A 13,247-nucleotide genomic window follows, 5' to 3' on the forward strand; every position below is an offset into this window, starting at 1 on the left:
GTACGGCCGCCGATGCGGACCACACCGGCCTCGTCGGCGGGCGGCACCGGGCGGGAGGAGAAGGCGGGCCCCGCGACGAAACCCGGCCGCCCGGCCGCCGCACGGTCCGCGCGGTCCGCGTGTGCCTTGCGGAACGCGGCGAGAGCCGCCGCCTCGCCGGGGAGTTCCTCGTCGTCGGGAACGGGCGCCGCGGCCGACATCGCGGCGAGCGCGCCCAGGGTCCTCGCCAGCCGGTCCGCCTCGGCCCGGTGGGCCGGCGCGACAGCGTTGTCCGCCGCCTCCCCGGCCAGCAGGCGTTCCGCCGTCTCGCGGTTCAGCCAGCGGCCGTCGGAGCGGCCCGCGGCGGGGCCGGTGGCGGGTTCCCCGTCCCCGGGGAAGACACGGCGATCGTCGGCCATCACATGTCCTTCTGCGTCGGCGCGCCCGCATGCGTCACACCGCCGGACGGCAACACGCGCCCCCTCGGGCCCCGTTGCGCCGGCAGCGCGTCGAGCGCGCCCGCCGTGTCCGGGTCCTCACCGAGCAGTTCGGCCAGCTTCCTCAGCCCGCGGTGCGCGGCCGTGCGGACGGCGCCGGGCCGTTTGCCGAGCGTCTCGGCGGCGGTCTTGGCGTCCAGGCCCACCACGACCCGCAGGACGACCGCCTCGGCCTGGTCCTGCGGAAGTCGGGCGATCAGGTCGAGGGTGCGGCCGGTGGCGAGCGCCTCCATGGCCTCGCCCGCGGTGTCGGACTCGGCGGCCCGCCCGGTCAGTTCCGTCTCGTCACCGACGGCCATGGGCCGGCGCCCGCGCATCCGGATGTGGTCCAGGGCGCGGTTGCGGGCGATCCGGGCGGCCCAGCCGCGGAAGCGGTCGGCGTCCCCGCTGAACCGCTCCAGGTCGCGCGCTATCTGCAGCCAGGACTCGGAGGTGACGTCCTCGGCGTCGAGGTCGCCGACCAGGGTGCGGACGTACCCGAGGAGCCGCGGGTGCACCGAGCGGTACACAGCGCGGAAAGCGGTCTCGTCCCCGTTCTGTGCCGCAAGCACCGCGGCTGTCAGCTCCGCGTCGTCCCCCACGTCGTGGTTCCTCGGTCGATGGTGCGGTTCGCCGACCGCAGCTGGTCGGGGCCGCTCATGGTCGCGGCCGCAGTCGGTCACGCTGCTCAGCCCTTCCGCCGTCCGGCGCGAAAGGCACGTTACGACCTGAAACCACGGGGCGTCCATGTCCGGACAAGCCGCAACCGACTCGTGACGCGGATGTCGGGGCGGGGGGTGTGACAGAAAACGCACTCATGGCGCTGTAGGAGGTACGGGTCGCCGCGCGGCCCGTGCCGCGCGACGGCCGGGGCCTCTCCTGTGGGGGGTGGCGGCTCCGGCCGTTGCTTTGGCAGCACGGCGGCGGCGCCCGGCGGGCAGGCTTCAAGCGAGGACCGGCACGAGAGCGGTTACTGCTCCCCGCCCTTGGCGTCCGGCGTCTTCTCGGGCTCCGGCCGACCGTTGTTCCCCGTGCTTCCGACCGTCGCCGTGTCCCCGGCCGCCCCGGTGTCTCCCCCGCCTTCGGTGTTCCCGGCGTTCCCGTTCCCGGCATCGCCCGTGGTTCCGGCGGCCGGGTCCGCGCCTTCGCCGCTCTTGTCCTGACCGCCCCCGCCCCCGCGACTGTTCTCCGGGGCCGGCGTGGCCGAGGCGGTGTGGGCCGCGCAGTAGGCGGTCACGTTCTCCTCGCCGCCCGCGGCGGCGAGCAGGCGCTGCCACGCCGTGGCGTCCAGCGCCTTGCCCCGGCCCGCGACCTGGTCGTAGGCGCGGCACTGGGCCTCGGTGTCCTGGGCGGACGGCGGCCGGTCCTGGCCGGCGGAGGTGCCGGAGGTGACGGTGGGCGCGGGTCCGGCGCGCCGGTCGTCGGGCGCGCTCGCCGACGGGGTCCGGGGCGCGCCGTCGTCGGCGCTGCCCTGCGAGGAACCGGAGGAGCCGATCGCGGCGACCGCGACACCGCCGAGGGCCAGGCTCGCGAGGACCACGGAGAGCGTGGCCCTGAGCGAGCGGACGGTGTGCCGTTGCGCGCGGGGCCGCCAGTCGTCCCGGCGCCGGGTACGGGCCCGGTGCGCGCCGGCCTCCCGCGCGGCCCGGAACGCCGCCACGGCCTGCCGCTCCCGCTCGGGAGCGACGTCCGGGTGCCGCAGGGCGCGCGTGAGCAGCGCTTCCACCTGGGGGTGACCGTCCGTGTCCGGGGCGCAGCGGGCGGGGTGTGCGTGTCGGCGGTGGGCGTCCCCGCCACCGCTCGTCCGTTCACCCATGTCCGATTCCGCCTGTCGTGCTGGTTCGATCTCTTCCGCCGGGTACGTCCGCCGCCCCTGGTCCGTACGGGCCGCGACCGTCACCGTTCATTTCGACTCCCCCAGCGTCCGGGGGCCGTCATCCGTCACACCTTCGACGCCGAGCTGGCGCGCGAGCCGCTTCAGCCCCCGGTGGGCCGCCGTACGGACCGCGCCGGGACGCTTGCCGAGGACACGGGCCGCCGCGGGTCCGTCGAGGCCGACCACGACTCTCAGCAGGACGGCCTCGGCCTGGTCGGGCGGCAGTCCGCGCACCAGGTCCAGGGCCCGCTCGGTGGACAGCGACTCCACGACCTGGTCGTGGGTGTCGTGCGGGCCGGGCAGGTCGAGGACGTCCTGTTCGAGCGCCGACGCCCGGGGCCGTACCCGCAGCCTGCGCAGGTGGTCCAGGGCCCGGTGCCGGGCGATGGTCGCCGTCCAGCCCCGGAATCCCGCGCCGTCTCCCTTGAACCGTCCGAGGTCGCGGGCTATCTCCAGCCAGGCGTCGGAGGCGACGTCCTCGGCGTCGTCGCCGACGATGCCGCGCAGATAGCCGAGCAGCCCCGGCTGCACGATCCGGTACACGACCGCGAACGCGGACTCGTCGCCGTCCTGGGCTCGCGCTACCGCCGCGCCCAGTTCCCCGTCGTACGCCTGCGCGCGCCGGGGTTCCCCTCCCTGGCCCAAGACTGTCCTCGTTCGTGCGGAGTTCGTGGCGGGTGCGTGGCGAACGCGCCGTGCGGACGTCCCGGCCGCGTCCTCGCCCCCACGGTCATCAGCGTCAGGCCTCACAGAAATGTCACAGGACACCGTCGGCACCGGCTCGGCCCACCCCCGTGGGACCGTGCCGGTGCCAGCGGCGGGTCCCGGGCTCAGGCCGCTGCCCCCCTGGCCGGCGTGCCCCTGCCGGGCGTCCGCCGGGCCCTGCCGTGCAGAGTCAGGTAGAAGGTGTGCAGGGACTCGTCGGTGCCGCCCGCCTCGAAACGGTTGACGACCTTGCCGAGGGGGTTCCAGACCCGTCCGTCCGGCATGCGCACCCCGACGGGCTGGCCGAACCAGGCCCGCTGCCGTTCGTCGAGGTCGACCCACACGGCGCCGGCCCGGCGGACCAGGACCTCCCCCACGTACGCCCCGAGTTCGACCAGCGTGTCGTGCGCCCGCTCCCGGTCCGCGCCGCCCTTGCGCAGCCCGTCGACCAGGAAGTCGACGACGCGCAGGCTGGCGACGGAGTAGTCCAGCGGCAGCCGGCCGCGTGCGCCGACGCGCGCGACGAATCCGGCCGCGCGTGCTCTCATCCCGCTCTCGTCATCCATCGGGTCCGTCCCCTCCCCTCGGGTGGGGGACCGCCGAGCACCAGGTCTCCCCGTCTGCCCCAGCGGATCCGGCCACGCAAGCATCACGGGTACCGGCTGTGTCACCGGTCACACCGAAGGAGGGGCTCCGGCGCGGGCCCCTTCCCCGCGTCCCGGCCCGTGGGGCTAGCCCGTCGCGTCCCGGCACAGCAGGCGCAGGGATCCGTGGCCGGCGAAGCAGCGGCGGGCCTCGTCCACCGGGTCCCACAGTCGGCCGTCGGGGGTGCGGACCCAGTGGTCGCCGCCCGTCGACCACCACTCGCCGCCGGTCCGGCGCACGATCACCTCACCGCCGTACGCCCCGAGCCCGCGCAGCACGTTCTCCACGGCGCCGTACGGCGTGTCCTCGCGACGCAGCTCGTCGATCACCCGGTCGACGCGCCACAGGCTCTGCGCCGAGTAGTCGAGGTGCAGCCGCGCGCCCTCGCGCAGGGCGGTCACGGCGTCCGCCGCCCACCGGGCCGGTTTCGCGGCGGCGGAGGGCCGGCCGGCCGGCTGGGTCCGCCCCGGCGCCGGGGCCCCCGTCGCGGCGTCCGCCGCACCTTGCGTCACATTCCACGTCACATACCCCACAGCGGGGTCCGCACGGTTTCCGTCACGCCGTGCGGGCCTGTTCCCGGGACCGGCGCAGGACCGCCCCACCTTCCCCGCACGAGGGACACGGGAGTGACACTTGCGCCCTTCCGTGCGCTGCCGCAGTGATGAGCGCGTACTTCCACTTCCGCGCCGTACCGGCCTCGGCGCTGCGCAACAGCACCAGCTGGCTGCGGAGACTCTTCGACGACGACCAGGACGCCCTGCGCGGCCGGCTCAGACGGCACCGCGAGGAGGTCCTGGACGACCGCTACCCCGACCAGCAGCTCCTGTACGCCGACGCCCCGCCGGAGCACGCCGACGCCGGGCCCGGCGCCCATGTGGTCCTCGGCGGCCAGCGGGTCTACTCCACCGGCCCCAAGCAGTCGCCGTTCCTGCTGCTCACGGCGGCCCAGACGACCCGCGTGGCGGCCTTCCTCGCCGGCTCCGACTTCGACGACCTGTGGCGCCCGGTCCGCCCCGAGCTGCTCTCCCGCTACGGCGGCCCAGCCGAGGAGGCCCGCACCCGCGCCGCCTTCGCCGCCGCCCACGCCGACCTGACGGCCTTCTACACGACGACCGCGCGGTACGGCGACGCGGTGGTGAAGTGGCTGCACACCTGAGTCACCTCTCCCGCTGACCCGCCGGCGTCACTTCCGTCCGCGTGCCCTGCGCGAGACCACCGCCCGCAGCACCCGGCGTCCCTCCACGGACACCTCCAGCGCCCGGCGCAGCCCGCCCGCCCCGTGTCCGGCGACGACCTCCAGGACGGTGACCTGGCGGCGCAGTTCGGCGGCGGCCAGCGGCGGCATGTCCTGTGTACGGCCCTCACGGCGGTCGTCGAGCGGGGAGGGGTCGTCGGCCGGGTCGAGGAGCCGGTGGATCTGGAGCGAGGCGACCGAGCAGGCGTCCGCCCAGAGCCGCACCTGCGCGGCGGTGCGTTCGGCGGGGGCGCCCGCCAGCATCCGCCGGGCGAGCAGGACGGCCTCGTCGCCCCCGTCGTCCTCACCGTCTCCCTCGCCCAGTTTCGCGCGTATCTGGTCGAGGATCCCGCCCCAGTCGGCCGCGTCGGACGCCTCCGTGAGGTTGCCCCACAGCGGGCGCAGGATCTCGTCGTCGCCTCCGAGGAGGGGCACACACCGATCCAAACAAGCCAGTCCGCTCGCGGCCAGGCCGCGTTCGTCGGCTCGGGCGATGAGGTCCACCAGGCTCATTCACGCCTCCCTGTCCAGGGCACCGCCCTTACGGAGCCCACACTTCCCCTTACTGCGTGCGACAGCCGAGGAGTGTCACAGGGGACGGCGAGGAGAGGTTTTCGGCCAGGTGGCGGGGGTTCAGCCGAGGCGGTCCGCCAGCGCCTGGAACTGGGTCCAGGACAGCTCGGGCGCGCCCGGGTCCCACAGCTTCTGCACGGTCGCCCGCAGTGGCATCCGGATGCCGGCCGCGACCTGGGCCTGGGTCTGCGAGTTCGCCAGGTCGCACCAGACGGCGAAGGTCCCGCCGAGGATCTGGTCGTCGTAGCGCGCGGGCACCGGGGTCGTGCCGCGCAGCACGCGCGGGGTCCACTGCTCGTAGATGCGCCGCCCGGTCGGGTAGACGAAGGTCTGCGGCTGTCCGAGAACGTAGTAGAGGTACTCGTCGTTGTAGTTGATGACCTCGCGGCCCGCGCTCAGGTAGTCCGTGGGCGGGCGCGCCCCGATCTCCTTGCCGGTCCAGTAGGCGACCTGGAGGGCGGCGTCGGCCTTCACGGACGTGCCCCTGAAGAAGCCGTCGTTCCAGGCCCGCACGGTGCGGTCGTGGGTGCGGACGGTGTCGGCGCGGTCGTCGAGCCAGCCGGTCGCGAGGTCGGCGACGGTGGCGCCGGAGCCGTACCGCTCCCGCGCGGCGGCGGCGAGCTGCGGGTAGGAGGCCTCCGGGTTCGAGACCGTCAGGGCCTGGTACTCGTCGCCGCCCAGGTGCCACTGTCCGCCGGGGAACAGCCCGGCGTATTCGTCGAGGAGGTCGTCGAGGAGGGCGGCGGAGGCGTCCTTGGAGATGTCGATCGCCCCGCGGGTGGCGACACCGCTCGCGTTGCGCAGTTGCAGTTCGGGGTGGGCGGCGAGGACGGCGCCCAGGTGTCCGGGCGAGTCGATCTCGGGCACGACGGTGATGTGCCGGCTCTCCGCCAGGTCGACGATCTTCCTGACCTGCGCCTTGGTCAGATGCTGCGGGGAGACGATCTCGGGGTGCGTGTCCGACTCGATCCGGAAGGCCTGGTCGTCGGAGAAGTGCAGGCCCAGTTCGTTGAACTTCAGGTCCCCCAGCTCCCGCACCCGGTCCTCGATCCACCCGGCGCTGAAGTTCTTGCGCGCGATGTCCAGCATGAAGCCGCGCCGCGGCTTGGCCGGCTCGTCGCGCACGACGCCCTCCGGCGCCGTACCGCCGCCGCGCACCTCCTGCTTGAGGGTGCGGGTGCCGTAGAACACGCCCGTGTCCGACCGCCCGCTGACGGTCACCCGCCCGCCGCGCACGGTCATCGTGTACGACTCCGGGTTCGCGCCCTCGTCGTCGTTGAGCGCCAGCCGCAGGTCCCCGGCGCGCACGTCGTCCCGCTCGCCCGCGTACGTCATCCCCAGCTCACCGGCGACGAGCCGGCCCTCGTCGGCCAGGTCCGCGTCGCTCACGACGACCCGCTGCTTCGCGGCCGGCCGCCAGCCGGGCCCGCGCGCCGGGGTGTGCGCGCGGACGGCGGGAATGGTGCGGGGGGCCTTGGAGAGGGCGTAGGACCGGGTGGGCGACGGGCTCGCGCTCGACGCCGACGGGGCCGGATCCCCGCTCACCCCGCCGGACGTGCCGGCGGCCCGGTCCGCGGCGGATCCGGCGGGCGCCGCGCCGTCGCCGTCCCCCGAGGCCCAGACGCCCACGCCGGCGCCGAGCACGACGACGAGGCCGCCGGCCAGCAGGGCCCTCCGTACGGCCTTGTCCTGCGGCCTCTTCTCCGGCGCGTGGCGCCGATGCCTGTGCCTGCTCACCCCGCCAACCTACGGCCCGGGTCCGTCCGAGGCGCGTCGAAGGGGTCCGTCCCCCGTTCCGAAACTCGCCCGTGGGGGTGAAATTCGGGCATCCGTCGGACACCTCACGCCCCCTCTCGATAACGTGACGTCACACCCTTCACGGCATCCCCTGCCGCCCCACATGTGACGCGAGGATCCACGCTGCCTGCGCACCGTCTCTCCGACCTTCCGGACCGGGTCGCCCTGCCGGCCCTCCCGGAACAGACCCGGACCCCTCCACCGGCCCGCACCGCGCTGGAAGGGTTCAACGGCGCGCCCGCGGCAGAGGCCCACCGCCTCCTCCTCGGCTGCCTCCGCAGCCTCAGCTGGGCCCACCGCGTCACCGCGCACCGCCCGTACCCCACCCTGGACGCCCTCCTGGCCGCGTCGGACGAGGCGGCGTACGACCTGACGGCGGGGGACCTGACCGAGGCGCTGGCGGCCGAGTCCCTGCCGCCCCTGCCCGAGGACGCGTACGGGGCGGCCCACATGGCGCTCGGCGCGGCACACGCGGCCTACGAGGCCCGCTTCGGCCACACCTTCGTCATCTGCCTGGACGGTCTTCCCCCGAACGAGGCCCTCGACCACGTACTGGAAACCATCCGGTCACGATGGGCGAACGATCCGGAGAAGGAGCGCGAAGTCGTCGCGGAGGAACTGCGGCGCCTGGCGAGGCAGCGCCTGGCCGGCGCCCTTGAGGGTCCGGGACTGTGACATCCGCCGCCCGGTCACGGGGCACGGCCGACCGCCGGGGGGCGTGGCCGGGCACCGTGGCGCACCGCCGGTCCGCAGCCGGTCCAGCCGGGATATAACCGCACACCCCACCCCATTTGCCGCACCCGCTCACTCATTCGCGTGCCACTTTGATCACACCGGTAGGCCCCCCGTAAGCCGAGCGCCAGCGCGTCGCTACGATGCTGGGGGCCGGTGGACCGTACCCGGCCGGGCCCGTCCGACGCCGAAGCCGGCAGGCCCCAATCCCCGCTCCCGGAGGGTTCTTCCGTGCCGGCTGGAACGCTGTACCGCGGCCGGGAAGGAATGTGGTCCTGGGTGGCTCATCGAGTCACCGGCGTCCTCATCTTCTTCTTCCTGTTCGTACACGTGCTGGACACCGCACTCGTGCGTGTCTCCCCCGAGGACTACGACAAGGTCGTAGCCACGTACAAGACCCCGCTCGTCGCCGTGCTGGAGTACGGCCTGGTGGCCGCCATCCTCTTCCACGCGCTGAACGGCCTGCGTGTCATCGCCGTCGACTTCTGGTCGAAGGGCCCGCGCTACCAGAAGCAGATGCTCTGGACCGTCGTCGGCATCTGGGTCGTGCTGATGATCGGGGCGATCTACCCCGTCCTCGGCCACGCCGCTCGTGAAGTGTTCGGGAGCTGAGACAGATGGCCACCACTGAAACCACCGCGTCCGGGATCGGCCCCGTCGAGGGCGCCTCCCTGTACAGCGTCGACAATCCGGCGCCTCTGATCGAGGCCCCGCGCCAGCGGACCAAGAAGTCCCCGAAGTCGACCCGGGGCAACTTCGAGATGGCCGCCTGGCTGTTCATGCGCCTCTCCGGCGTGGTGCTGGTCGTCCTCGTCATCGGTCACCTGCTGATCCAGCTGGTGCTGGACGGCGGCGTCTCCAAGATCGGCTTCGCCTTCGTGGCCGGCCGCTGGGCCTCGCCGTTCTGGCAGGTCTGGGACCTGCTCATGCTGTGGCTGGCGATGCTGCACGGCGCCAACGGCCTGCGCACGGTCATCAACGACTACGCGGAGCGCGCGAACACCCGGCTGTGGCTGAAGGGCCTGCTCTACACCGCCACGGTGTTCACCATCCTGCTGGGCACGCTGGTGATCTTCACCTTCGACCCGAACATCCGCTAGGCACGGGGCTGAGGTAATCCACCCATGAAGATCCACAAGTACGACACCGTCATCGTCGGCGCCGGCGGCGCCGGTATGCGCGCCGCGATCGAGTCGACGAAGCGCAGCCGCACCGCGGTCCTGACGAAGCTCTACCCCACCCGCTCCCACACCGGCGCGGCGCAGGGCGGCATGGCCGCCGCGCTGGCCAACGTGGAGGAGGACAACTGGGAGTGGCACACCTTCGACACGATCAAGGGCGGTGACTACCTGGTCGACCAGGACGCCGCCGAGATCCTCGCGAAGGAGGCCATCGACTCGGTCCTCGACCTGGAGAAGATGGGCCTGCCGTTCAACCGGACCCCGGACGGCACGATCGACCAGCGCCGCTTCGGCGGTCACAGCCGCAACCACGGCGAGGCCCCGGTCCGCCGGTCCTGCTACGCGGCCGACCGCACCGGCCACATGATCCTGCAGACGCTGTACCAGAACTGCGTGAAGGAGGGCGTGGAGTTCTTCAACGAGTTCTACGTCCTGGACCAGCTGATCACCGAGGTCGACGGCGTCAAGCGGTCGGCCGGCGTCGTGGCGTACGAGCTGGCCACCGGCGAGATCCACGTCTTCCAGGCGAAGGCCGTGATCTACGCCTCGGGCGGCACCGGCAAGTTCTTCAAGGTGACGTCCAACGCGCACACGCTGACCGGTGACGGGCAGGCGGCGGTCTACCGTCGCGGCCTCCCGCTGGAGGACATGGAGTTCTTCCAGTTCCACCCGACCGGCATCTGGCGCATGGGCATCCTGCTGACGGAGGGCGCCCGCGGTGAGGGCGGCATCCTCCGCAACAAGGACGGCGAGCGCTTCATGGAGAAGTACGCGCCCGTCATGAAGGACCTGGCGTCGCGTGACGTCGTGTCCCGGTCCATCTACACGGAGATCCGTGAGGGCCGCGGCTGCGGTCCCGAGGGCGACCACGTCTACCTCGACCTCACGCACCTCCCGCCGGAGCAGCTCGATGCCAAGCTGCCGGACATCACCGAGTTCGCGCGCACCTACCTCGGTATCGAGCCGTACACGGACCCGATCCCGATCCAGCCCACCGCGCACTACGCGATGGGCGGCATCCCGACGAACGTCCAGGGTGAGGTGCTCGCCGACAACACGACGGTGGTGCCCGGTCTGTACGCCGCCGGCGAGGTCGCCTGTGTGTCCGTGCACGGCGCCAACCGGCTCGGCACGAACTCGCTGCTGGACATCAACGTGTTCGGCAAGCGCGCGGGCATCGCCGCCGCCGAGTACTCGCAGAAGGCCGACTACGTCGACCTGCCGGAGGACCCCGCGTCCCTGGTCGTCGCGCAGATCGAGCGGCTGCGCGCCTCGACGGGCACCGAGCGGGTCTCGACGATCCGTCGCGAGCTGCAGGAGACCATGGACGCCAACGTCATGGTGTTCCGCACCGAGCAGACGATCAAGACGGCGGTCGAGAAGATCGCCGAGCTGCGCGAGCGGTACCTCAACGTCTCGATCCAGGACAAGGGCAAGCGGTTCAACACCGACCTGCTGGAGGCCGTCGAGCTGGGCAACCTGCTCGACCTGGCCGAGGTCATGGCCGTGTCCGCCCTCGCCCGCAAGGAGTCCCGCGGCGGTCACTACCGCGAGGACTACCCCAACCGCGACGACATCAACTTCATGCGCCACACCATGGCGTACCGCGAGGTGGGCGACGACGGCACCGAGTCCATCCGTCTCGACTACAAGCCGGTCGTCCAGACCCGCTACCAGCCGATGGAGCGTAAGTACTGATGGCTACCCCTGTTCTGGACAAGGCTGACTCGGCCCCCGAGCCCGGTTTCGCCGACTCCCCCTACATCACCGTCACCTTCCGGATCCGCCGGTTCAACCCGGAGGTCTCGGCCGAGGCGTTCTGGGACGACTTCCAGGTGGAGATCGACCCCAAGGAGCGTGTCCTCGACGCCCTCCACAAGATCAAGTGGGAGCTGGACGGCAGCCTGACGTTCCGCCGTTCCTGCGCTCACGGCATCTGCGGTTCCGACGCGATGCGGATCAACGGCAAGAACCGTCTGGCCTGCAAGACGCTGATCAAGGACCTCAACCCCGCCAAGCCGATCACGGTCGAGGCCATAAAGGGCCTCACGGTCCTCAAGGACCTCGTGGTCGACATGGACCCGTTCTTCCAGGCGTACCGCGACGTCATGCCCTTCCTCATCACGAAGGACACGAACGAGCCCACGCGCGAACGCCTCCAGACGGCCGAGGACCGCGAGCGCTTCGACGACACGACGAAGTGCATCCTGTGCGCCGCCTGCACGTCCTCGTGCCCGGTGTTCTGGAACGACGGGCAGTACTTCGGCCCGGCGGCCATCGTCAACGCGCACCGGTTCATCTTCGACTCGCGTGACGAGGCCGGCGAGCAGCGCCTGGAGATCCTGAACGACCGTGACGGCGTGTGGCGTTGCCGTACGACGTTCAACTGCACGGACGCGTGCCCGCGTGGCATCGAGATCACCAAGGCGATCCAGGAAGTGAAGCGGGCGCTCATCACCCGCCGTTACTGATCCCGGCGGCTGATCCGGCGCAACGCCGAGGGCCCCGCTCCTGCAGTGCAGGGAGCGGGGCCCTCGGCGTTGGGCGAGCGGGATCAGCCGCGCAGGACACGGCCCTGGGCGTCGGTACGGTCGTTGCTCGTCAGGAACAGGATGCCGTCGATCAGCGCCCAGATGCCGAGGCCACCGCAGGTGAGGAGCTGGGCGACGCCCACGCCGACGGAGCCGACGTAGAAGCGGCCGATGCCGAGGGTGCCCAGGAAGAGCTGGAGGATGCCCGCGACGATCTTCGACTTGTCGGAGTACGGACGGCCCATCGGGTCGACACCGTAGGGGGCCTCGGGGGTGGGGACGGTCATGAGAACTGCTCCTGAATTGCTTCGATTTCCGGCGATTCCGAAGCTGGTTGCTCCGGAATGGGGAGTCCAGGAGGGTGCGAGTTCCACAAATGCCGAGCTTGCGCGGACCGTGCGTCCACAACGTCCGCGCACTTTCAGCCGCGCGGAACGTCCCCCCTGTGAGCCGTGAGCCTAGAGAGACCGGCGGGAGAAAGGGGAGTAGGAGCGAACGATCGTTCCTATTCCGTGATCAAATCACGCCAACCCGGTAGGTTGGAAAGGCGTTGCGCGGCCGGCTGGGCCCAGAGGCCCTAGAGGGCGTTCCGCACCACGGTCCAGGTGACGGCGAGGCCCAGGATCACGGCCTGGGAGCGCTTGCCGAGGGTGGGCCGCCAGCGGCGTCCGTGCAGCCCTTCCCACATCCAGCGGCCCAACAGCGCGAGCGCGAAGGGCGCGGCGAGGAGCAGGGCGCGGTTGTCCAGCCAGGCGGCGCCGAGATGACCGTGCATCAGGTCGTACGTCATGCGGGTGCCGCCGCACGCGGGGCACAGCAGGCCCGTGACGAAGCGGAACGGGCACTGGGGCAGCAGGTGTCCGCTCTCGTGCGGGTCGGTGCCGTACAGGTAGGCCGAGCCGGCCAGACCGGCGGCGAACACCGCGAGGGGTGCCGCCGCCGGGTGTCGCAGGAGGGAGCCACGCTCCGCGCCCACCACGTCAGCCACGCAGGATCCGGCCCTGGGCGTCGGTCTTGTCGTTGCTGGTGAGCAGGATGATGCCGTCGATCAGCGCCCAGATACCGAGGCCGCCGCAGGTGAACAGCTGGGCGAGGCCCATGCCGACGTGGCCGATGTAGAAGCGGCCGACGCCGAAGGTGCCGAGGAACAGCTGGAGGATGCCGGCGATGATCTTCGACTTGTCGGAGAGGGGCCGGCCGTAGGGGTCGTAGCCGTAGGGGGCGTTGGGGTCGCCGGTGTAGGTGCCGGGCGGGACGGCGCCGGGGGGCGGGTAGCCGCCCTGCGGGTAGCCCTGCTGCTGGTAGCCGGCCTGCTGCTGGTACCCGGCCTGCGGCTGCCCGCCCTGGGGGTACCCGTAGGGGCCCGCCTGACCGGGGTAGGGCTGCTGCTGGCCGGCGTTGGGGTACCCGTAGCCGGGCTGGGGCGGCTGCTGGGGCTGCTGCGGCTGTTCTGTCACGGTGGGTTCTCCCCCGAAGTCAAACGATCGATCGGATGCACGTCATCTTGCACGACACGAC

16 protein-coding genes and 1 pseudogene are annotated in these 13,247 nt (G+C 72.2%); 6 read left to right on the forward strand and 11 right to left on the reverse strand.

All coding sequences use genetic code 11. The annotated features are described in order from the left end of the window. From BZL64_RS01460 to BZL64_RS01485, 6 genes and pseudogenes are all read right to left on the reverse strand, one after another. Window positions 1-398: pseudogene (locus tag BZL64_RS01460) on the reverse strand (hypothetical protein); the annotation flags it as partial. Further along, window positions 398-1,057, reverse strand: a complete 660-nt coding sequence (locus BZL64_RS01465) for an RNA polymerase sigma factor (RefSeq protein ID WP_229894457.1) — start codon at window positions 1,055-1,057, stop codon at window positions 398-400. The pseudogene BZL64_RS01460 and the gene BZL64_RS01465, both read right to left, overlap by 1 nt. 368 nt (window positions 1,058-1,425) lie before the next feature. Further along, window positions 1,426-2,271 (reverse strand): hypothetical protein, encoded by an 846-nt coding sequence (locus BZL64_RS01470; RefSeq protein ID WP_208639340.1) that lies wholly within the window; start codon window positions 2,269-2,271, stop codon window positions 1,426-1,428. Between the two features lie 87 nt (window positions 2,272-2,358). After that, the gene (locus BZL64_RS01475; RefSeq protein WP_086765239.1) at window positions 2,359-2,976 is read right to left on the reverse strand and encodes an RNA polymerase sigma factor; all 618 of its coding nucleotides are present in this window, start codon (window positions 2,974-2,976) and stop codon (window positions 2,359-2,361) included. 185 nt (window positions 2,977-3,161) lie between these two features. Continuing rightward, a complete protein-coding gene (locus tag BZL64_RS01480; protein ID WP_086765292.1) occupies window positions 3,162-3,584 on the reverse strand; it encodes a hypothetical protein in 423 nt (140 codons plus the stop codon). Window positions 3,585-3,767: 183 nt separating this feature from the next. Further along, window positions 3,768-4,193 (reverse strand): hypothetical protein, encoded by a 426-nt coding sequence (locus BZL64_RS01485; protein WP_086765241.1) that lies wholly within the window; start codon window positions 4,191-4,193, stop codon window positions 3,768-3,770. Window positions 4,194-4,342: 149 nt separating this feature from the next. On the opposite strand from BZL64_RS01485, the gene BZL64_RS01490 reads away from it, so the two are divergent. Beyond that, window positions 4,343-4,837 (forward strand): DUF1877 family protein, encoded by a 495-nt coding sequence (locus tag BZL64_RS01490; protein ID WP_086765243.1) that lies wholly within the window; start codon window positions 4,343-4,345, stop codon window positions 4,835-4,837. Between the two features lie 27 nt (window positions 4,838-4,864). Here the strand turns inward: BZL64_RS01490 and BZL64_RS01495 are convergent, their stop codons facing one another. Both BZL64_RS01495 and BZL64_RS01500 read right to left on the reverse strand, forming a co-directional pair. After that, window positions 4,865-5,428, reverse strand: a complete 564-nt coding sequence (locus tag BZL64_RS01495) for a hypothetical protein (RefSeq protein ID WP_086765246.1) — start codon at window positions 5,426-5,428, stop codon at window positions 4,865-4,867. Window positions 5,429-5,548: 120 nt separating this feature from the next. Next, window positions 5,549-7,225, reverse strand: coding sequence for a beta-N-acetylhexosaminidase (locus BZL64_RS01500; RefSeq protein WP_086765248.1), 1,677 nt, complete (start codon window positions 7,223-7,225; stop codon window positions 5,549-5,551). Between the two features lie 165 nt (window positions 7,226-7,390). On the opposite strand from BZL64_RS01500, the gene BZL64_RS01505 reads away from it, so the two are divergent. The 5 genes from BZL64_RS01505 (at window position 7,391) to BZL64_RS01525 (ending at window position 11,669) form a co-directional block, all read left to right on the forward strand. Next, window positions 7,391-7,960: a 2-oxo-4-hydroxy-4-carboxy-5-ureidoimidazoline decarboxylase gene (locus tag BZL64_RS01505; protein WP_086765250.1), complete on the forward strand. Its 570-nt coding sequence runs from the start codon at window positions 7,391-7,393 to the stop codon at window positions 7,958-7,960. 288 nt (window positions 7,961-8,248) lie between these two features. After that, window positions 8,249-8,629 carry a succinate dehydrogenase, cytochrome b556 subunit gene (gene sdhC / locus BZL64_RS01510; protein ID WP_086765252.1) on the forward strand — a complete coding sequence of 127 codons (381 nt, stop codon included), beginning with the start codon at window positions 8,249-8,251 and terminating at the stop codon, window positions 8,627-8,629. A gap of 5 nt (window positions 8,630-8,634) precedes the next feature. After that, window positions 8,635-9,117 (forward strand): succinate dehydrogenase hydrophobic membrane anchor subunit, encoded by a 483-nt coding sequence (locus BZL64_RS01515; RefSeq protein WP_086765254.1) that lies wholly within the window; start codon window positions 8,635-8,637, stop codon window positions 9,115-9,117. A 24-nt stretch (window positions 9,118-9,141) separates the two neighbouring features. Next, window positions 9,142-10,896, forward strand: a complete 1,755-nt coding sequence (sdhA, locus tag BZL64_RS01520; protein ID WP_086765256.1) for a succinate dehydrogenase flavoprotein subunit — start codon at window positions 9,142-9,144, stop codon at window positions 10,894-10,896. Next, window positions 10,896-11,669 carry a succinate dehydrogenase iron-sulfur subunit gene (locus BZL64_RS01525; RefSeq protein WP_086765258.1) on the forward strand — a complete coding sequence of 258 codons (774 nt, stop codon included), beginning with the start codon at window positions 10,896-10,898 and terminating at the stop codon, window positions 11,667-11,669. Before sdhA ends, BZL64_RS01525 begins: the two co-directional genes overlap by 1 nt. A gap of 83 nt (window positions 11,670-11,752) precedes the next feature. On the opposite strand, the gene BZL64_RS01530 is transcribed toward BZL64_RS01525, so the two are convergent. The 3 genes from BZL64_RS01530 to BZL64_RS01540 all read right to left on the reverse strand — a co-directional run bounded on the left by BZL64_RS01530 (window position 11,753) and on the right by BZL64_RS01540 (window position 13,186). Further along, entirely contained in the window at window positions 11,753-12,016 is a 264-nt protein-coding gene (locus tag BZL64_RS01530) for a TM2 domain-containing protein (RefSeq protein WP_073495377.1), read from the reverse strand. Window positions 12,017-12,306: 290 nt separating this feature from the next. Then, complete coding sequence (locus BZL64_RS01535) at window positions 12,307-12,717, reverse strand: DUF2752 domain-containing protein (protein ID WP_244205141.1); 411 nt, start codon at window positions 12,715-12,717, stop codon at window positions 12,307-12,309. Further along, the gene (locus tag BZL64_RS01540) at window positions 12,710-13,186 is read right to left on the reverse strand and encodes a TM2 domain-containing protein (protein ID WP_086765259.1); all 477 of its coding nucleotides are present in this window, start codon (window positions 13,184-13,186) and stop codon (window positions 12,710-12,712) included. Before BZL64_RS01540 ends, BZL64_RS01535 begins: the two co-directional genes overlap by 8 nt. Window positions 13,187-13,247: the final 61 nt, after the last annotated feature.

The organism is Streptomyces bobili, assembly GCF_002154575.1.
GTDB lineage: Bacteria > Actinomycetota > Actinomycetes > Streptomycetales > Streptomycetaceae > Streptomyces > Streptomyces bobili.